This window comes from Streptomyces filamentosus (assembly GCF_014654895.1).
Classification (GTDB): domain Bacteria; phylum Actinomycetota; class Actinomycetes; order Streptomycetales; family Streptomycetaceae; genus Streptomyces; species Streptomyces filamentosus.
In genome coordinates, this window is sequence record NZ_BNBE01000001.1 from 255,486 (window position 1) to 272,275 (window position 16,790).

Sequence of the window (16,790 nt, forward strand, 5' to 3'; positions counted from 1 at the left end):
ACGCGGCTGAGGAGGCACGGCACCACGGTGGGGCCGCGGGCCCGGTGCCGCATCCGCTGTTACGCCACCGGGCTGTCCCCCGCGTACGCCGACCGGGCGTCGCCGATCGCGGTGCCGTGGGCGCGGGCCCAGGAGCAGGCCGCGTCGAGCGGTCCGAAGAGGGAGCGGCCGAGCGGGGTGAGGGCGTACTCGACGCGCGGCGGGTTCTCCTCGTACGCGGTCCTGGCGAGGAAGCCGCTGCGCTCCATGGACCGCAGGGTCTCGGTGAGGACCTTGGGGGTGATCCAGGGCAGTGCGGCGCGGAGTTCGCCGAAGCGGCGGGCGGTGCCGTCCTCCAGGCAGCGCAGCACGTGCCCGGTCCACTTGTCGCCGACGCGGAAGGGCTGGACGGCGTCGTCCGCGCAGTCCGGTCCGCCGAACGCGACGCGGATCGGGGGCCGTTCGCCGTCCGGCGGCCGCGCGCCCGTCCCTTCGGCCGTTCCTTCGGCCGGTGGTTCGGCCGGTGGTTCGGCGGGTGGTCCGGCCGGTCGCTCGCTCATGGGTCGACGGTAGCCGCGCCGGTACCGTTGAAGTAACCGGGGGTCCTCCTCCTACCGTCGCGCCCATGGACATCGACAGCGGCAAGAGGATCATCGTGTTCGGCGCCGGCGGGCGGGTCGGCCGGGCGGCCGTGGCGGAGGCCGCGGCCCGGGGCCACCGGGTGACGGCGGTGGTGCGCGACCCGGCGCGCCACCCGGACCTGGAGCGGCCGGGCGTGGCGGTGGTACGGGGCGACGTGACGGACCCGGGGTCGGTGGCGGCGCTCGCCGCCGGGCACGACGCGGCCGTGCACGCCTCCGTCCGCCTCGACGTACCGTCGGAGGAGTACTTCGGGGCGACGACGAAGGCGCTGGTCGCCGGCCTGACGGCGGCCGGGGTGGGCCGGCTGCTCACCCTCGGCATCGCCGTCACCCTCGGGCTCGCGGACGCTCCGGACGTGCGTCCGATGGACGCGCCGGACTTCCCGGCCGAGTGGCGGGCCTTCGCGCAGGGCCACGTCGTGGAGTTCGACCTGCTGACGGCCCGGGCGGGGCCGGAGCTCGACTGGCTGATGGTGGTGCCGCCGATGGACCTGGACGCGGAGGCGGAGCGGACCGGCGGCTACCGGACGGCGGTCGGGACGGCGCTGGACGGCCCCGGCCGGATCGCGCACGCCGACCTGGCGCTCGCGCTGCTCGACGAGATCGAGACGCCCCGCCACAGCCGGGTCCAGCTCGCGGTCTCGGTCTGAGCACGGTCCGGCGGGGCCGGTCCGACGCGGTCCGGCAAGGCTCCGCGAGGGCCGGTCCGCCGGGGCTCAGCCCCGGGTGGTGATCGCGGCGAGCCCCTTGGCCAGCTCGTCGGGGTTCATCACCGGCGAGTAGTGGATCCTGGCGCCGAGCCGCATGAAGAACGGCTCCGCGATCGCCGGCAGGTCGGAGGTCTCGGTCAGGTCGAAGAAGAAGTAGCCGGTGCGGCAGCCGTTCTCGACGGTGAAGTAGGCGGCCTCGGGTCGGATCCGGCCGACCGCCTCCTGCATGAGCCCCTGGATGCTGCCCTCCCGGATGGCCTCGTTGGAGGCCGCGGTGTCCATCTCGACCTTCAGAAGCATGCGCATGGCTCAGCCCTTCTCCCGGCCGGGCGGAGGCGGCGCGCGGTACGCCCTCGGTCCACCCGGACGTACTCGTCTCCAGCCTCCTCCCCCGGCGGGACGGGGGCCACTCGGCGCCCGGCTCAGGCGGCCAGCAGGGCGCAGTGGGCGACCAGGTCGTCCATCGACAGGTCGAGGACGCCGGCGAGGGCCGCGACGGTGAAGAAGGCCGGGGTGGGGGCGCGGCCGGTCTCGATCTTGCGGAGGGTCTCGGCCGACAGGCCGGCCGCCGCGGCGATCTCGACCATCGAACGCTCGCCGCGGGCGTCGCGCAGCAGCCGCCCGAGCCGCTCGCCGCGCTCGCGCTCTTCCGGGGTGAGGGGGGTGCGCACCATGCCCCCACTCTACGGGACCGACCCCATTTTTATACCGGTATAGTAATGGGAATGGTGGAGATCAAGACCGAACAGAACCTGACCGAGATGCGCGAGGCGGGCCGGGTGGTGGCCCGCGCCCTGGCGGCGGCCCGTGCGGCGGCGGCGCCCGGCGTGCCGGCCACCGCGCTGGACCGGGCGGCCCGGGAGGTGCTGGCGGAGTCCGGCGCCGGCTCGCCGTTCCTGGACTACCTCCCGGAGTGGGCGCCGACGCCCTTCCCCGCCGTCGTGTGCGTCTCCGTCAACGACGCGATCGTGCACGGCATCCCGGACGGGACCCGGCTCGCCGACGGCGACCTGGTCTCGGTGGACTGCGGCGCCCTGCTGCGCGGCTGGGCCGGGGACGCGGCGGTGAGCTTCACCGTGGGCCAGGCCCGCCCCGAGGACGTCCGGCTGATCGCCGCGGCCGAGGAGGCGCTGGCGGCCGGCATCGCGGCGGCGGTCGTCGGCAACAGGATCGGGGACATCGCGCACGCGATCGGCACCGTCTGCCGGAAGGCCGGGTACGGCGTCCCGGACGGTTTCGGCGGGCACGGCATCGGCCGCGCCATGCACGAGGACCCGGGCGTGCCCAACGAGGGGCGTCCCGGCCGCGGGATGCGGCTGCGGGCCGGGATGGTCCTGGCGATCGAGCCGATGCTCATCGGGGGCGGCGGGGACGACCACTACACGGCGCGGGACGGCTGGACGATCCGCACCCTCGACGGCTCGCGCGCCGCACACGCCGAGCACACGGTCGCGGTCACCGAGGCGGGCCCGCGCGTCCTGACGGCCCCGTAGCCGCCGGGGGCGGGCGGGGAGCGGGCGCCTTCTGGGGGATCCCGGCCTGGCCTAGACTCGCGGCATGACGGAGGAGCCGGAAGGACGCGCCCTCGGGGCGGAGGCCCTCGCCGCGCTGGGCGAGCGGCTCGGCGCGTCCCTGGCCGTGGAGACCGGGGACGTGCCGACGCTGGTCTGGACGGACGGGCCGACCGTCGGCCGGGCCGAGGAGGCGGTCCGGGCGGTGGCGCCGGAGGCGGCCGGCCGGGTCGCGTTCCGGCGCGAGCTGTCGGAGAGGTCGGTCGCGCTGGGGGCGCTCGGCCTGGCGGAGGAGCCCAGCCCCCTGGCCTGCGGGCTGCCCCGGCCCGTCTCGCCGGCGGACGTCGCGGCGCTGTGGCGGGACACGCCGCTGCCCGCCCGGGCCACCGCGCGCGAGGAGCAGCTGCTCCACGCCCTGCTGTACGAGGTGCACGACGACCACCGCAGCAACCACGTCACCCCGCGGCAGATCTGCGACGGCCTGATGGTCCGGGGCGTGGCGGCGCTCGCCCGCCGCATGGGCCTCCCCCGTCCCTGACGCCGCGTCACCGCGCCTTTCCGCGCCGGACCTCCTCCCCCACCCCCTCGAACGGCTGCCCGGCCGCCGCTAGCATGCGCCCCTATGGACGAGGACCTGCGCAACATCGTGCTCGGCGTGCTGGCGACCGGCGTCAGCGCGTCCCTGGGATGGCTCACCCGGACGTACGCGTGGCGCCGCCGGCTCCGCCGCAAGCAGGCGTTCTTCGGCCTGCCCGACCACGCGGAGTGTCTGCTCGTGGTCAACCGGGAGGCGGGCGGGGACGGGGCGGTGCACCGCTTCGACGTCTTCGCGCTGCTCGAACTCGCCGCCCTGGTGAAGGACTGCGGGGCCCAGGCCCAGATCGTCCAGCACGACCGGACGCACCTGGGCTTCGGCGACCGCACCGAGTTCTGCGTCGGCGGCCCGGGGTCGAACAGGCGGATGGCCGCCCACCTCGGCTCCCTGCTGCCCGGCCTGACCATGCGGACGGAACCGGACCCGGTCGAGGAGCGGGGCGCGATCGAGATCGGCGGCGAGCGGTACCTGATGGACCCGGGCGCGGTCGAGTACGTGGTGCTCGCCCGGATCACGGCGGGCGAGGGCGGCCGCCCGGTCTTCCTCTTCTGCGGGCAGCGGGCGATCACCAACCAGGCGGCGACCCGCTATCTGGCCCGCCACCACGAACGGCTCGCCCGCACCCACCGGGGCGGCTCGTTCGTCCTGCTGCTGCGGGTGGTCAACTCCCAGGCGTACGGCCCCGACGTGGTCGAGCTGGTGGCCGACGTGACGCGGGCGGCGCTCAGGGCTCCCGCAGCCGTACCGGCAGCGACTTGATCCCGTTGATGAAGTTGGAGACGAGCCGCCGGGGCTCCCCGGCGAGCTCGACGTCACCGCAGGAGTCCCGCAGCTCCTCGTAGAAAACCCGGAGTTGCAGCCTGGCGAAATGGGCGCCGAGGCAGACGTGGGGGCCGTCGCCGAAGGAGACGTGCGGGTTCGGGCGGCGGCCGAGGTCGAGCCGGTGCGGGTCGGGGAAGACGCGTTCGTCGTGGTTGGCGGAGACGTGGAAGACGACGACCTTGTCGCCCTCGGCGATCGGGGTCCCCGCGAGTCCGGTGGCGCGGGCGGCGGTGCGGTGGAAGGAGAGCACCGGCGGGTGGACGCGCAGGAGTTCGTCCACGGCAGTGTCCACGCCGGCCTCACCCCGCCACAGCCTCCGCCGCTCCCCCGGGTTCCTGGCGAGGGCGAGCACCCCGCCGGGGGCCGCCGCGCGCACGGTGTCGTTCCCGGCGACGGTGAGCAGGAAGAAGAACATCTCCAGTTCGGCGTCGGCCAGTTCGGTGGTGGCGAGGGCGGTCATCAGGTCGTCGGCCGGATGCTCCCGCTTGTACGCGGCCAGCTCCTGGGCGTACGCGAACATCTCGGCGAGCATGGCGGGCGACCGGGGGTTCACCGGCTTCCCGTCCGCGCCGAGGACGGGCGGCTCGTCCGGGTCCTGGTAGGCGATGACCCGCTCGGTCCAGGCGTGCAGCAGCCCCCGGTCGCTCGCGGGCACACCGAGCAGGTCGGTGAGGTTGAGCAGCGCGTAGTCGTCGGTGACGCCCCGCACGAGGTCGACCTCGCCGCCTTCCCCGACCGCCGCCGCCAGGAGCTGCCTGGCCCGCGCGCGGGCGGTCTCCTCGAACCGCGCGATCCGTCCCGGCGTGAAGGCCCGGCCGGCGAGCCTCCGCAGCCTGCCGTGCTCCGGCGGGTCCTGGTTGAGCATCATCCGCCGGATGAACGGCAGGTCGGCGGGGTCGGGGTCGCGGATCTGGGTGGCGCCGGCCCAGGAGGAGTACGTCCGCGCGTCCTTGAGCACCCGGACGACGTCGGCGTGCCGCGTCACCGCCCAGAACCCGGGCCCGGCCGGCCAGCCGAGCACCGCCCGCTCCTCCTGCCAGGCGACCGGCGCCCGGTCGCGCAGCTCGCGGAAGGCGTCGTGGGGCGGCCCGGCGGCGTGGATCCGGGGGTCGAAGACATCGGGAAGGTCCGTCGGCTGCTGCACGGCTCCAGCCTGGGGGCGGGGGCGGGGGCCTGTCCACCACGACGGACCCGCTCCGGCCCGGACGCCCCGGAGGGAGCGGGCACCCCAATCGTTACCCGCACGTAACTTACCGACTGGTTACCTCGGGTAGCACGCCGCCGTTACGGTCGGGCCACCTCACTGCCCCCCATCAGTGACCCCCCATCGAGGAGTGGCCCGTGCGTACTTCCCTGGCCCTCGCCGTCTCGGCCGCCCTGGTGGCCGGGACGGCCCTGTCCGTGGCGCCCGCCGCCCAGGCCGCCGCGAGCGGCGCGTCGATCCGGTTCGTCGACATCGCCGGAGACGGCGGCACCGTCCTCAAGGCCAACGTCGTCACCCCGGCCGGGGCCGGCGACTCGGCCCGGCTGCCCGTGATCGTGCTGCCCACCAGCTGGGCCATGCCACAGGTCGAGTACCTGGCGCAGGCGCAGAAGCTCGCCGACTCCGGTTACGTCGTGGTGAGTTACAACTCGCGCGGCTTCTGGGAGTCCGGCGGCGAGATCGAGACCGCAGGTCCCAGAGACGTCGCCGACGCCTCCAAGGTGATCGACTGGGCGCTCGCCCACACTCCGGCCGACCCGGACAAGGTCGGCATGGCCGGGGTGAGTTACGGCGCGGGCATCTCGCTGCTCGCCGCCGCGCACGACTCCCGGATCAAGGCCGTCGCCGCGCTCAGCGGCTGGGCCGACCTCATCGAATCCATCTACAGCGGCCGCACCCAGCACCTCCAGGCCGCCGCCCTGCTCGGCGGGGCCGGATACCTCACCGGCCGTCCCGGGCCCGAACTGAAGAAGGTCCTCGGCGACTTCCTCTCCTCGAACCTCGACCAGGAGGACGAGATGATCGCCTGGGGGAAGCAGCGGTCGGCCGGCACGTACCTCGACCGGATCAACGCCAACGGCGCCGCGATCATGCTCGGCAACGCCTGGGGCGACACCATCTTCCCGCCCAACCAGTACGCGAGCTTCTACGAGAAGCTGACGGGCCCGAAGCGGCTGGAGTTCCGCCCCGGCGACCACGCCACCGCCGAGGCCACCGGCATCCTCGGACTGCCCAACGACACCTGGACCAGCGCCCACCGCTGGTTCGACCGGTACCTCAAGGGCGCCGACAACGGCGTCGACCGCGAGCAGCCGGTCCGGCTCAAGCCCCGGTCCGACGGCGGCTACGAGGGCTACGCCGACTGGAAGTCCGTGGGCGCGCACCGCGAGCGCATCGCCCTGGACGACCCCGAGCACGTCTGGACCGGCGTGGACTCCGGTGCCGACGGCGGCGTCGTGCTCCTCAGCAACCTGCTGGACCAGCTGGCCCGGACCCCGCCGGCCGTCTCCGTGCCGCTCCTCCCCCGCTCCTTCGCCGCCGTCTGGCAGTCCGGGCGGTACGACGCCGGGGCCGAGGTGCGCGGCACCCCGCTGCTGCACACCACGGTCACGCCCACGAAGTCGAGCGGCACCTTCGTGGCGTACCTCTACGACGTGGGCCCGCTCGGCGTCGGGAAGCTGGTGAGCAACGCCCCGTACACCTTCCACGACCGGACGCCGGGCCGGCCGTTCGCCGTGGACCTGGAGCTGTTCTCCACCGCCTACGACGTGCCGGCCGGTCACCGTCTCGCGCTGGTGGTCGACACCGTCGACCCCCTCTACATCGCGCACAACCCGGCCGGCGCGCAGCTGACCTTCTCCTCCCCCGCGTCCGATCCCTCGTACGTCTCGGTGCCTCTGCGGGAGGAGTGATCACGGCTGCCGCCGGTCCGTGGTCCCGGGCCCGCGCGGGGCCCTCAGACGGGGGCTCTCACTCGCGGCCCGGCAGCGTGGTCACCGGTGCGGCGGGAGCGACGTCCACCCCCTTCGTCCGGGGGTCGCGGCGCTCCCGCCGCGCGACCCAGCCGGCCAGCCAGGACAGCAGCATGCACATGCCGATGTAGATCGGCGAGATCACCAGGACCACGGGGATGAACGGCAGGTCGTAGTCGAGGTTGGAGGCGATCAGCTTGCCCGCGTGGAGGAACTCCTCGTAGGTGATGAGGAATCCGAGCGAGGTGTCCTTCAGGGCCACCACCAGCTGGCTGATGATGGCGGGCAGCATCGCGCGGACCGCCTGCGGGACCAGGACCCAGGTCATGACCTGGGTCTTGCGCATGCCGAGCGCGTACGCCGCCTCCCCCTGGCCGCGCGGCACGGCGTGCACGCCGGTGCGGAAGACCTCGGCGAGCACGGAGCCGTTGTAGAGGGTGAGTCCGGCGACGAGCGCGGGCAGCGGCTGCACCTTGAGCGCCACGAAGATGAAGAAGATCATCACCAGGACGGGCATGGCCCGGAAGAACTCCACGAGCAGCGTGGCGATCCAGCGCACCGGCCGGTGGTCGGAGAGCCGCCCGGTGGCGAGGACCGCGCCGAGGGCCAGGGAGAACACGGCGGCGAGCGCGAACGCCTTCAGGGTGTTGCCGAGACCCTTGAGCAGCAGCTCCTGGATGCCCTCGTAGAGGAAGGGCCGCCACTTCACGGCGGTGAACTGGCCGGTGTCGAAGAGGAGGTGGAGGATCCAGGCGGCGATGCCGAGGATCACGACGGTGGAGGCCAGGCCGTAGAGGAGGTGCCGGCGGCGGGTCTGCGGGCCGGGCAGGTCGTAGAGGGCGCTGGGCCGCGGCGCACGGCTCATCGGGCCACCCCCCAGCGCTTCTCCAGCACGTTGAAGACCGCGCTGATGGCGAGGGTGATGATCAGGTAGCCGACGGCGATCCAGACGAAGGTCCAGATGATGTCGTAGCCGAGCTCGCTCAGGGTCTTGTAGGTGCCCAGGAGTTCGGTGACGCTGAAGGCGCCGGCGATGGCGGAGTTCTTGGCGAGGGCGATCAGGGTGGAGCCGATCGGCGGGATCACGGAGCGGAAGGCCTGCGGCAGGACGACCGTGCCGAGGGTCTGGGTGAAGCTCATGCCGAGGCTGCGGGCGGCCTCGCCCTGGCCGACGGGGACGGTGTTGATGCCGGAGCGCAGCGCCTCGCAGATGAAGGCCGAGGTGTAACAGCCCAGGGCGAGGACCGCGAAGAGCTCGAAGGGCAGCACGATCCCGAAGCGGGGCAGGCCCAGCATCACCGCGAAGAACAGCAGGGTGAGCGGGGTGTTGCGCAGGACCGTGACCCAGGCGGTGCCGAAGACCCGGAAGGAGCCGACGGGCGCGACCCGGAAGGCGGCCATGACGAAGCCCAGGACGAGGGCGAGCGCCGAGGCGTAGACGGTGAGTTCGAGGGTGCCGAGGAAACCCTCGGCGTAGAGCGAGAAGTTCTCTGTCAGTACGTCCATGTCAGCGGTGGCGGTCCTCAGTTGGCCGGGTAGCGGTCGATGGGCGGCGGCTTCGGGGCGGGGACCCCGGAGAGGCCGAGGGTCGCGTCGTACGCCTTCTTCCAGTCGCCGTTCTTCTCGTGCGCGGCGACGGCGTCGTCGAGGGCGAGGCGGAGCGCGGTGTCGCCGCGCGGCACGCCGATGCCGTACGGCTCCTTCGAGAACGGCTTCCCGGCGAGCTTCAGTTCGTCGGGGACCTTGGCGGCGTAGCCCATGAGGATGGTGTCGTCGGTGGTGACGGCGTCGACCTGGTAGGTGAGGAGGTTGTCGACGCAGATGGAGTAGGTGTCGTAGGCGACGAGTTCGGCCTTCGGGTAGTCCTGCTGGATGCGCTGGTAGGGGGTGGAGCCCGCCGCCGAGCAGACCCGCTTGCCGTCGAGGTCCTGGGGGCCGTGGATGCCGTCCTCGTCGGTGCGGACGAGGAGGGACTGGCCGGCCTGGTAGTAGGGGCCGGCGAAGCCGACGAGCTGTTTGCGCTTGTCGTTGATGGTGTAGGTGCCGACGTAGTAGTCGATCTGCCCGTTCTGGAGGGCGGTCTCGCGGTTGGCGGAGGCGATGGTGCGGAAGTCGACGCCGGTCGCCGGGTCGAAGCCGAGGGAGGCGGCCATCATCTTGGCGATCTCGATGTCGAAGCCGGAGTAGCGGCCGGTGGCGGGGTCCTTCTCGCCGAGGTACGGCTGGTCCTCCTTGGCGCCGACGATCAGCCGGCCGCGTTTCTTCGCCCGGTTCCAGGTGGGCGAGTCCGGCAGGGTGAAGGCCGACTCCACGGTGTAGACGGGCAGCCGGTCGGGCTGGGGGCCCTTGACGGGCGGGCTGCCGGGCCGGCCGCAGCCGGTGAGCAGGGGGCCCGCGGCGGCGAGCAGCAGGGCGAGGGCGCCCAGGCGTCGGTGCGTACGCTGCATGGTTCCCGTCCCGGTCAGTGCGAGAGGATCTTGGAGAGGAAGTCCTTGGCGCGGTCGCTGCGCGGGGCGGTGAAGAACTCCTCGGGCGCACGGTCCTCCAGGATCCGGCCGTCGGCCATGAAGACGACGCGGTTGGCGGCGGAGCGGGCGAAGCCCATCTCGTGGGTGACGACGACCATGGTCATGCCGTCGCGGGCGAGCTGCCGCATGACCTCCAGGACCTCGTTGATCATCTCGGGGTCGAGGGCGGAGGTCGGTTCGTCGAAGAGGAGGGCCTTGGGGTCCATGGCGAGGGCGCGCGCGATGGCGACGCGCTGCTGCTGGCCGCCGGAGAGCTGGGCGGGGTACTTGTCGGCGTGGGCGGCGAGGCCGACCCGGTCGAGGAGTTCGCGGGAGCGCCGGTCGGCCTCGTCGCGCTTGCGGCCGCGGACCTTCGTCTGGGCGAGGGAGACGTTGGCGAGGACGGTCTTGTGGGCGAAGAGGTTGAAGGACTGGAAGACCATGCCGACCTCGGCGCGGAGCCTGGCCAGCTCCTTGCCCTCCTCGGGCAGCGGCCGGCCGTCGATGCGGATCTCGCCGGACTCGATGGTCTCCAGGCGGTTGATCGCCCGGCAGAGGGTGGACTTCCCGGAGCCGGAGGGGCCGATGACGACGACGACCTCGCCGCGGTCGACGGTGAGGTCGATGCCCTGGAGGACGTGCAGCGTGCCGTAGTGCTTGTTCACGTCACGCAGTTCGATCAGCGGATCGCCGGTCATGCGCTGCCCTGCCCCTTGGTCGGCGGTGTGTCGAGACAGCGCAAACTATCCGCCGGAAAAAGGGACTTCACGCCCGACACGCACGAAAGGGGGCAAGCCGGTATTAGCCGTATTTACGGCAGCCGGAGCCGGGGGCGCCCGGCTGCCGAAAGGTCACTGCTCGGCGGCCTCGGCGTACACCTGGGACAGCTCGGGCGCCCCGGTCATCGCCCACTCGACGCCGTACTCGACGACCGGGACCTCCCGGCCGGACTCCAGGACGACGACGGGCCCGCCGCCCGGCCACAGCTGCCAGTGGGCCCCGGGCACGTTCCGCACGATGACGGTGCCGAGGTAGAGCCCCGCGTCGTTCCCGAACCAGGGCAGTTCCTCGGCGTCGTCGCGCCAGCGCGGCGGGAGCTGGTCCAGCTCCTGGAGCGAGCGCGGGGTGTCGTCGAGCCGGACGCCCGCCGCCTCGACCCGGGCGCGCAGCAGCTCGCATTCGGCGAGCAGTTCGCCGACGCCCTCGGGGTCGCGGTCGAAGGCCGCGGCCAGCGGGGAGGGGTCGGGTTCGTGCCGCTTGCGCCAGTGGTCGAGAAACGGGATGTTCATCGGAACAGCGTCGCACCGTCACCGCCGGTCCACCACCCGGCACGCTGAGATCGTTATCGAACGATCCGCAGGTCACCGCGGCCGGCGGCGGTCAGGGCGCGGAGCCGTTCAGAGGTCCAGGTCGACGACGACCGGCGCGTGGTCCGAGGCGCCCTTGCCCTTGCGCTCCTCGCGGTCGACGTAACCGTCCCGCACGGCCTCCGTGAAGGGCTTGTTGCCGTACACCAGGTCGATGCGCATGCCCTTGTTCTTCGGGAACCCGAGCTCGCGGTAGTCCCAGTACGTGTACGGGTGGTCGTACTTGAGGGGGCGCGGGACGACGTCGGAGAGCCCGGCCTCGCGCAGGGCCGCGAGGGCCGCCCGCTCGGGCTCGGTGACGTGGGTGCCGCCCTCGAAGACGGAGACGTCCCAGACGTCGGCGTCGGTCGGGGCGATGTTGTAGTCGCCGAGCACGGCGAACGGCCGCGCGCCGGCCGCGTCCTCGGCGACGGCCGCCCTCAGCGCCTCCAGCCAGCGCAGCTTGTACGCGTAGTGCGGGTGGGCGAGCTCCCGGCCGTTCGGCACGTAGACCGACCAGAGGCGGAGCGGGCCGCAGGTCGCGGAGACCGCGCGGGGCTCCTGGACCCCGTCGTACTCGGGGCCGCCGGGCAGGCCGGAGACGACGTCGTCGAGGCCGACGCGGGAGAGCAGCGCCACGCCGTTCCACCGGCCGGTGGCGTTGACCGCCGACTCGTAGCCCAGCTCCCGCAGTTGCTCCGCGGGGAACTGCTCGGCGCCGCACTTGGTCTCCTGGATGCACAGCACGTCGGTGCCGCTGCTCTCCAGCCAGGCCAGCAGGCGGGGCAGCCGGGCGGTGATCGAATTGACGTTCCAGGTGGCGATGCGCATGACGCCCAGCCTACTGGCGGGCACCGACAGCGGCCCGGGGCGCGCTCACAGTTCGGCGGAGGCGCCGGACGCGAGCCGCTGGTGGTCGGTGCCGCCGAGCTCGCCGATCTGCCGGTCGTAGATGGGCCGGGCCAGGTCGGTCAGGAGCGCGTCGTGGATGTCGTACGCCCGGCGCGGCCGCACCTCGCGGACGTAGTCGATCACCTCGGAGATCTTGTTCCACGGCGCCATGACCGGCAGCAGCAGAGTGTCCACCGGGCGGCCCGGGACGGTGAGGGCGTCGCCGGGGTGGAAGACCGCGCCGTCGACGAGGAAGCCGACGTTGGTGACCCGGGGGATGTCCGGGTGGATCACGGCGTGCAGCTCGCCGTGGACCTCGACGTCGAAGCCCGCCGCGGTGAAGGCGTCCCCGTGCCCGACCGTGTGCACCCGGCCCGGGTAGGCGGGGGCGAGCCGGTCGGCGACGCTGCGCAGCGTCCACAGCCCGGCGGCCGGGTTCGCGTCGAGGGCGGCGCGCAGCCGTCCCTCGTCGAAGTGGTCCGGGTGCTCGTGGGTGACGAGGAGGGCGTCGGCGCCGAGCACCGCGTCCTCCTCCGTGAACATCCCCGGATCGAGGACGAGCGTCCGCCCGTCCTTCTCCAGCCGGACGCAGGCGTGGGACTTCTTCGTCAGCTTCACGGCCTCACCCTACGCCGGGCGTGCGGGCCCGGCCCGGGCGCGCTACGCGGGCGGCGTGGTCTCCTCCTCGATGACCCGGCCGACGGTGCCGAGCGCGGTCTCGGCCGCCGGCAGGCCGCAGTAGACGGCGGTGTGCAGCACGATCTCGCGGATCTCGGCGGGCGACAGGCCGTTGCGCAGGGCGGCGCGGGTGTGGTCGGCGAGCGCCTCCCGGTGGCCGCCGGCGATCAGCGCCGTCAGGGTGACGACGCTGCGGGTGCGGCGGTCGAGGCCCTCCCGGGCCCAGACCTCGCCCCAGGCGTAGCGGGTGACCAGCTCCTGGAAGTCGGCCGCCGTCGCGTCGGCGAGCGCCCGGTCGACGTGGGCGTCGCCGAGGACCTCCCGGCGGAGCCCGAGCCCCGCGTCGTACGGGTCGGGGCGGCCGGCCGGCGGCTCCTCGCCGTCCTCGGGGGCGGCCGGGGCGGCGGCGGGCTCGGCCGGGACCGGGGCCGCCGGGGGCACGGGCGGCAGGGCGGCGAGGGTGCCGCTGGGGTCGTGGCCGGTCGCCGAGAAGTGCTCCAGGAGGAGGTCGGTGACGGCCGCGGGCTGCTCGACCGGGGCGAGGTGGGAGGCGCCCGGGACGACGGCGAGCTTGGCGTCGGCGATGCCGGCGACGAGGGTGCGGGCCTCGGCCGGGCCGGTGACCCGGTCCTCGGAGCCGACCAGGACGAGCGCGGGCACGCCGATGGAGCCGAGGGCGGCCCGGACGTCGAAGACGGCGAGGGCCTCGCAGGCGGCGACGTAGCAGGAGGCGTCGGTGGTCCGCACCATCTGGACGGCCCAGTCGACGATGGCCGGCTGGTTGGCGGCGAAGTGCGGGGTGAACCACTGCTCAGGCGCGGCGCGGGCCATCGGCTCCAGTCCGTTGGCCCGGACCACGACCCCGCGCTGGCGGAACTCGTCGGCGGTGCCGAAGCGCGGCGCGGTGGCGACCAGCGCCAGCGAGGCGACCCGGTGCGGGGCCCGCAGGGCGAGGTCGAGGCCGACGGCGCCGCCGAGGGAGCAGCCGGCGTAGCCGAAGCGCTGGACGCCGAGGACGTCGAGGGTGGCGAGGAGCCGGTCGCCGAGTTCCGCGACGGAGGTGAAGGGCTGGGCGGGCGCGCCGCCGTGTCCGGGCAGGTCGAAGCGGACCACCCGCCGGTCCCGGGTCAGCTCCGGGACCTGGCGGTCCCACATGTGGAAGGTGGTGCCCAACGAGGGGCCGAGGACCAGGACGGGCGCGTCCTCGGGCCCGTCGACTCGGTATTGCAGGGTGTTCGTCGGTGTCTCGCTCACTCGCCCGACCCTCTCATCCCTTCGGCCCCGGCGGAGCGCCGGGGCGGAATTCGGTGGCCGGGAGAGCGTACGGGAGCCCCGCGGACCGGCGTACGGGGGCAGACGTGAGAGCCCGGCGCCCGGCGTGCGCGGGGCAGGCGTACGGGCCCGGCGTACGGGGGTGTCAGTGGCCCCGGCGGACGCGGGCGGCCCGGCGGGCCTCGGCCAGCTTGCGTTCCTCGGCGGAGCGGCGGGACTCGTTCTTGGCCCGGCCGGGCTTGCCGGGGACGGTGCCCATGCCGCGGAACTGCGCGCCGCCGCGTTTGGGGCGCTCGGCGCTGGGGGCGGCGCCGTCGACGGGGACGCCGGACGGCGCCCGGGCTCCGGTGAGGCGGGTGAGCTCCGCCTCGCCGGAGCGGACCTGGGTGACCCGGGGCCGGAGCCCCGCGTCCGCCATGAGCCGGAGCACGTCCTTGCGCTGGTCGGGCAGGACCAGGGTGACGACGGTGCCGGAGCCGCCGGCGCGGGCGGTGCGGCCGCCGCGGTGCAGGTAGTCCTTGTGGTCGGCCGGCGGGTCGACGTTCACGACGAGGTCGATCTCGTCGACGTGGATGCCGCGCGCGGCCACGTTGGTGGCCACCAGGACAGTCACCTCGCCGCTGCGGAACCGCTCCAGGGTGCGGGTGCGCAGCGGCTGCGACTTGTCGCCGTGCAGGGCGGCGGCGCGGACGCCGCTGCCGCGCAGGTGCGCGGTGAAGCGGTCGACGGACGCCTTGGTGGACAGGAACATGATCGTGCGCCCGTCGCGGGCGGCGATCTCCGTGGCGGTGGCGAACTTGTCGGCGCCGTGCACCTGGAGCACCCGGTGCTCCATGCCGTCGACGGCGGCGGCCGTGGGGTCGGCGGAGTGGGCCGCCGGGTCGTGGAGGTAGCGCTCGACCAGGAGATCGACGCCGCGGTCGAGGGTGGCGGAGAACAGCAGGCGCTGGCCGTCCTCGCGCACCAGGTCGAGCAGGGCGGTGACCTGGTCGGTGAAGCCCAGGTCGGCCATCTGGTCGGCCTCGTCGAGGACGGTGATCGCCACCTGGTCGAGGCGGACGTCCTTGCGCTCGACGAGGTCCACGAGGCGGCCGGGGGTGGCGACCACGACCTCGGCCCCCTCGCGCAGCGCGGTGGCCTGCCGGCCGATCGACATGCCGCCGACCACGGTGACCGTCCGCACCCCCAGCTCCCGGGCGTACGGGGCGAGCGCGTCGGTGACCTGCTGGGCCAGCTCGCGGGTGGGGACGAGGACGAGCGCCCGGGGCCTGCGGGACTCGGCCCGGCGGCCCGCGGTGCGCACGAGGAGCGGCAGCCCGAAGGCGAGGGTCTTGCCGGACCCGGTACGGCCCCGGCCCAGCACGTCCCGCCCGGCGAGGGCGTCCGGCAGGGTCGCCGCCTGGATCGGGAAGGGCGTCACGACGCCCTGTTCGGCGAGCACCTTCCGCACCCCCGCGGGCAGGTCCAGCTCGTCGAAGGAGGCGACGGCGGGGAGGCCGGGGGTGCGGCCTGCCGGGCGCGCGAAGTCCTCCTCGGCGGCGGTGGGGCGAGGGGTGCGGTCCGGGCGGGCTGAACTGTTCATGGGTTCCATTGTGGGTCAAGGAGGGCGGCCGGGGCCCCGGAGGCGGGGTACGGGGGCTTGCCCCCGCGCCGGGGTCCCGGCCGCCGGCCGGTGGGCGGGCCCGTCAGCGGGCCTCGCGGATGGGCTCCCCCGTCCGGTGCAGGTGGCCCAGGATCTCGCGGTACGAGCGGAGCAGCCCGACCTCGTAGTAGGGGATGTCCTCCTCCTCGCAGAACGCCCGGGTGATCTCGGCGGCGCGGCCGAGCGCGGGGGTCGGCATGCTCGGGAAGAGGTGGTGCTCGACCTGGTAGTTCAGGCCGCCCATGAGGGTGTCGACGAACGGGCCGCCCCGGACGTTGCGGGAGGTGAGGACCTGGCGGCGGAGGAAGTCCAGCTTCATCCCGGGCGTCACCATCAGCATGCCCTTGTGGTTGGGGGCGAAGACGCATCCCATGTAGACGCCGATCAGTGCCTGGTGCACGGCGAGGAAGGCGACCGCCTTGCCGGCGGGGAGGGCCGCGAACACGGCGCCGAAGTAGGCGGCGAAGTGGGCGACGAGCAGGGCGCCCTCCAGGACGGGCCGCTTCATGGTGGGGCTGCGCAGCGCGCGGAAGCTGTTGAAGCTGAGGTTGAGCCCTTCGAGGAGCAGCAGCGGGAAGAAGAGGTACGCCTGCCGCCGGCCGATGAACCGGGCCAGTCCGCTCGCCTCGCGGGCCTGGCGCTTGGACCAGACGAGGATGTCGGGGGCCACGTCGGGGTCCCGTTCCTCGTGGTTGGGGTTGGCGTGGTGGCGGGTGTGCTTGTTCATCCACCAGCCGTAGCTCATGCCCATGAGGAGGTTGGCGGCGACGCGTCCGGCGATCTCGCTGGGCAGGCGGCGGCTGAACACCTGGCGGTGGGCCAGGTCGTGGGAGATCAGCGCGACCTGCGCGAAGACGACGGCCATCGCCGCGGCCAGTCCGAGCTGGAGCCAGGTGTCGCCGAGGGCGAACAGCGCGTACCAGCCGCCGGCGAAGGCGAGGAGCACGAGGCCGAAGCGCACCGTGTAGTAGAGGGGCCGGCGGTCCAGCAGGCCCTCCGCGGCCATCCGGCGGCTCAGCCGGGCGAAGTCGCTGGCACCGGGGGCGGGCCGCCGCGTGGGGGCCCCGCTGGTGGTGGGGACGTCCGTGGTCGTCGCGAACTCTGTGCTCATGGGAAGAAGTCTGCGGATCGGCGGCGGCCGTCGGCAGCCGCCCAGCACCCCTCTTCCAGGGGGAGTTAACTCCCCCTTGCGGGCCCTCCGCCGGGCCCTCTGACGTACCCTCGGTGGGGAGCGGGACCCG

19 protein-coding genes are annotated in these 16,790 nt (G+C 73.8%); 5 read left to right on the top strand and 14 right to left on the bottom strand.

All coding sequences use genetic code 11. The annotated features are described in order from the left end of the window. Positions 1-59: 59 nt before the first annotated feature. Positions 60-539: a winged helix-turn-helix transcriptional regulator gene (locus tag IE326_RS01325; RefSeq protein WP_190040578.1), complete on the bottom strand. Its 480-nt coding sequence runs from the start codon at positions 537-539 to the stop codon at positions 60-62. Positions 540-604: 65 nt separating this feature from the next. Here IE326_RS01325 and IE326_RS01330 point away from each other — a divergent pair, with 65 nt between their 5' ends. Next, positions 605-1,270 (top strand): NAD(P)-dependent oxidoreductase, encoded by a 666-nt coding sequence (locus tag IE326_RS01330; RefSeq protein ID WP_190040579.1) that lies wholly within the window; start codon positions 605-607, stop codon positions 1,268-1,270. Between the two features lie 66 nt (positions 1,271-1,336). Here the strand turns inward: IE326_RS01330 and IE326_RS01335 are convergent, their stop codons facing one another. Together IE326_RS01335 and IE326_RS01340 are read right to left on the bottom strand one after the other, a co-directional pair. Beyond that, a complete protein-coding gene (locus IE326_RS01335; protein WP_150235388.1) occupies positions 1,337-1,636 on the bottom strand; it encodes a hypothetical protein in 300 nt (99 codons plus the stop codon). A gap of 116 nt (positions 1,637-1,752) precedes the next feature. Next, positions 1,753-2,004: a helix-turn-helix domain-containing protein gene (locus tag IE326_RS01340; RefSeq protein WP_150235390.1), complete on the bottom strand. Its 252-nt coding sequence runs from the start codon at positions 2,002-2,004 to the stop codon at positions 1,753-1,755. Positions 2,005-2,055: 51 nt separating this feature from the next. Here IE326_RS01340 and map point away from each other — a divergent pair, with 51 nt between their 5' ends. From map to IE326_RS01355, 3 genes are all read left to right on the top strand, one after another. Further along, the gene (gene map / locus IE326_RS01345) at positions 2,056-2,823 is read left to right on the top strand and encodes a type I methionyl aminopeptidase (protein WP_190040580.1); all 768 of its coding nucleotides are present in this window, start codon (positions 2,056-2,058) and stop codon (positions 2,821-2,823) included. Between the two features lie 64 nt (positions 2,824-2,887). Further along, the gene (locus IE326_RS01350; protein ID WP_190040581.1) at positions 2,888-3,379 is read left to right on the top strand and encodes a hypothetical protein; all 492 of its coding nucleotides are present in this window, start codon (positions 2,888-2,890) and stop codon (positions 3,377-3,379) included. Between the two features lie 84 nt (positions 3,380-3,463). Then, positions 3,464-4,195 (top strand): hypothetical protein, encoded by a 732-nt coding sequence (locus IE326_RS01355; RefSeq protein ID WP_150235396.1) that lies wholly within the window; start codon positions 3,464-3,466, stop codon positions 4,193-4,195. Here IE326_RS01355 and IE326_RS01360 read toward each other — a convergent pair. Next, positions 4,161-5,402 carry a cytochrome P450 gene (locus IE326_RS01360; RefSeq protein ID WP_190040582.1) on the bottom strand — a complete coding sequence of 414 codons (1,242 nt, stop codon included), beginning with the start codon at positions 5,400-5,402 and terminating at the stop codon, positions 4,161-4,163. The two genes, IE326_RS01355 and IE326_RS01360, sit on opposite strands and share 35 nt — an antisense overlap. A 197-nt stretch (positions 5,403-5,599) precedes the next feature. Between IE326_RS01360 and IE326_RS01365 the strand changes: the two genes are divergently transcribed. Beyond that, positions 5,600-7,153, top strand: coding sequence for a CocE/NonD family hydrolase (locus tag IE326_RS01365; RefSeq protein WP_190040583.1), 1,554 nt, complete (start codon positions 5,600-5,602; stop codon positions 7,151-7,153). Between the two features lie 58 nt (positions 7,154-7,211). On the opposite strand, the gene IE326_RS01370 is transcribed toward IE326_RS01365, so the two are convergent. The 10 genes from IE326_RS01370 to IE326_RS01415 form a co-directional block, all read right to left on the bottom strand. Then, positions 7,212-8,078: an amino acid ABC transporter permease gene (locus tag IE326_RS01370; RefSeq protein ID WP_190040584.1), complete on the bottom strand. Its 867-nt coding sequence runs from the start codon at positions 8,076-8,078 to the stop codon at positions 7,212-7,214. Further along, complete coding sequence (locus IE326_RS01375) at positions 8,075-8,719, bottom strand: amino acid ABC transporter permease (protein ID WP_190040585.1); 645 nt, start codon at positions 8,717-8,719, stop codon at positions 8,075-8,077. Before IE326_RS01375 ends, IE326_RS01370 begins: the two co-directional genes overlap by 4 nt. A 17-nt stretch (positions 8,720-8,736) precedes the next feature. Next, complete coding sequence (locus IE326_RS01380; RefSeq protein WP_150235404.1) at positions 8,737-9,660, bottom strand: glutamate ABC transporter substrate-binding protein; 924 nt, start codon at positions 9,658-9,660, stop codon at positions 8,737-8,739. Positions 9,661-9,674: 14 nt separating this feature from the next. Then, positions 9,675-10,418 carry an amino acid ABC transporter ATP-binding protein gene (locus IE326_RS01385; RefSeq protein ID WP_150235406.1) on the bottom strand — a complete coding sequence of 248 codons (744 nt, stop codon included), beginning with the start codon at positions 10,416-10,418 and terminating at the stop codon, positions 9,675-9,677. A 153-nt stretch (positions 10,419-10,571) separates the two neighbouring features. After that, on the bottom strand, positions 10,572-11,009 hold the full coding sequence (locus tag IE326_RS01390) for a DUF6278 family protein (protein WP_150235408.1): 438 nt from the start codon (positions 11,007-11,009) through the stop codon (positions 10,572-10,574). A 108-nt stretch (positions 11,010-11,117) separates the two neighbouring features. Next, complete coding sequence (locus IE326_RS01395; protein ID WP_150235410.1) at positions 11,118-11,897, bottom strand: exodeoxyribonuclease III; 780 nt, start codon at positions 11,895-11,897, stop codon at positions 11,118-11,120. Positions 11,898-11,942: 45 nt separating this feature from the next. Beyond that, positions 11,943-12,575: an MBL fold metallo-hydrolase gene (locus tag IE326_RS01400; protein ID WP_190040586.1), complete on the bottom strand. Its 633-nt coding sequence runs from the start codon at positions 12,573-12,575 to the stop codon at positions 11,943-11,945. 42 nt (positions 12,576-12,617) lie between these two features. After that, complete coding sequence (pcaDC, locus tag IE326_RS01405) at positions 12,618-13,889, bottom strand: bifunctional 3-oxoadipate enol-lactonase/4-carboxymuconolactone decarboxylase PcaDC (RefSeq protein ID WP_190040587.1); 1,272 nt, start codon at positions 13,887-13,889, stop codon at positions 12,618-12,620. A 163-nt stretch (positions 13,890-14,052) separates the two neighbouring features. Next, complete coding sequence (locus tag IE326_RS01410; protein WP_150235416.1) at positions 14,053-15,489, bottom strand: DEAD/DEAH box helicase; 1,437 nt, start codon at positions 15,487-15,489, stop codon at positions 14,053-14,055. 103 nt (positions 15,490-15,592) lie between these two features. Then, the gene (locus IE326_RS01415; protein ID WP_190040588.1) at positions 15,593-16,660 is read right to left on the bottom strand and encodes a fatty acid desaturase family protein; all 1,068 of its coding nucleotides are present in this window, start codon (positions 16,658-16,660) and stop codon (positions 15,593-15,595) included. Between the last annotated feature and the right edge of the window lie 130 nt (positions 16,661-16,790).

Bases quoted from the DNA above. Each gene is read 5' to 3' on its own strand.
- IE326_RS01370 (WP_190040584.1), bottom strand. From the start codon at position 8,078: ATGAGCCGTGCGCCGCGGCCCAGCGCCCTCTACGACCTGCCCGGCCCG.
- IE326_RS01355 (WP_150235396.1), top strand. From the start codon at position 3,464: ATGGACGAGGACCTGCGCAACATCGTGCTCGGCGTGCTGGCGACCGGC.
- IE326_RS01340 (WP_150235390.1), bottom strand. From the start codon at position 2,004: ATGGTGCGCACCCCCCTCACCCCGGAAGAGCGCGAGCGCGGCGAGCGG.
- IE326_RS01395 (WP_150235410.1), bottom strand. From the start codon at position 11,897: ATGCGCATCGCCACCTGGAACGTCAATTCGATCACCGCCCGGCTGCCC.
- IE326_RS01390 (WP_150235408.1), bottom strand. From the start codon at position 11,009: ATGAACATCCCGTTTCTCGACCACTGGCGCAAGCGGCACGAACCCGAC.
- IE326_RS01375 (WP_190040585.1), bottom strand. From the start codon at position 8,719: ATGGACGTACTGACAGAGAACTTCTCGCTCTACGCCGAGGGTTTCCTC.
- IE326_RS01380 (WP_150235404.1), bottom strand. From the start codon at position 9,660: ATGCAGCGTACGCACCGACGCCTGGGCGCCCTCGCCCTGCTGCTCGCC.
- IE326_RS01325 (WP_190040578.1), bottom strand. From the start codon at position 539: ATGAGCGAGCGACCGGCCGGACCACCCGCCGAACCACCGGCCGAACCA.
- IE326_RS01350 (WP_190040581.1), top strand. From the start codon at position 2,888: ATGACGGAGGAGCCGGAAGGACGCGCCCTCGGGGCGGAGGCCCTCGCC.
- map (WP_190040580.1), top strand. From the start codon at position 2,056: ATGGTGGAGATCAAGACCGAACAGAACCTGACCGAGATGCGCGAGGCG.
- IE326_RS01335 (WP_150235388.1), bottom strand. From the start codon at position 1,636: ATGCGCATGCTTCTGAAGGTCGAGATGGACACCGCGGCCTCCAACGAG.
- IE326_RS01385 (WP_150235406.1), bottom strand. From the start codon at position 10,418: ATGACCGGCGATCCGCTGATCGAACTGCGTGACGTGAACAAGCACTAC.
- IE326_RS01410 (WP_150235416.1), bottom strand. From the start codon at position 15,489: ATGAACAGTTCAGCCCGCCCGGACCGCACCCCTCGCCCCACCGCCGCC.
- IE326_RS01415 (WP_190040588.1), bottom strand. From the start codon at position 16,660: ATGAGCACAGAGTTCGCGACGACCACGGACGTCCCCACCACCAGCGGG.
- IE326_RS01330 (WP_190040579.1), top strand. From the start codon at position 605: ATGGACATCGACAGCGGCAAGAGGATCATCGTGTTCGGCGCCGGCGGG.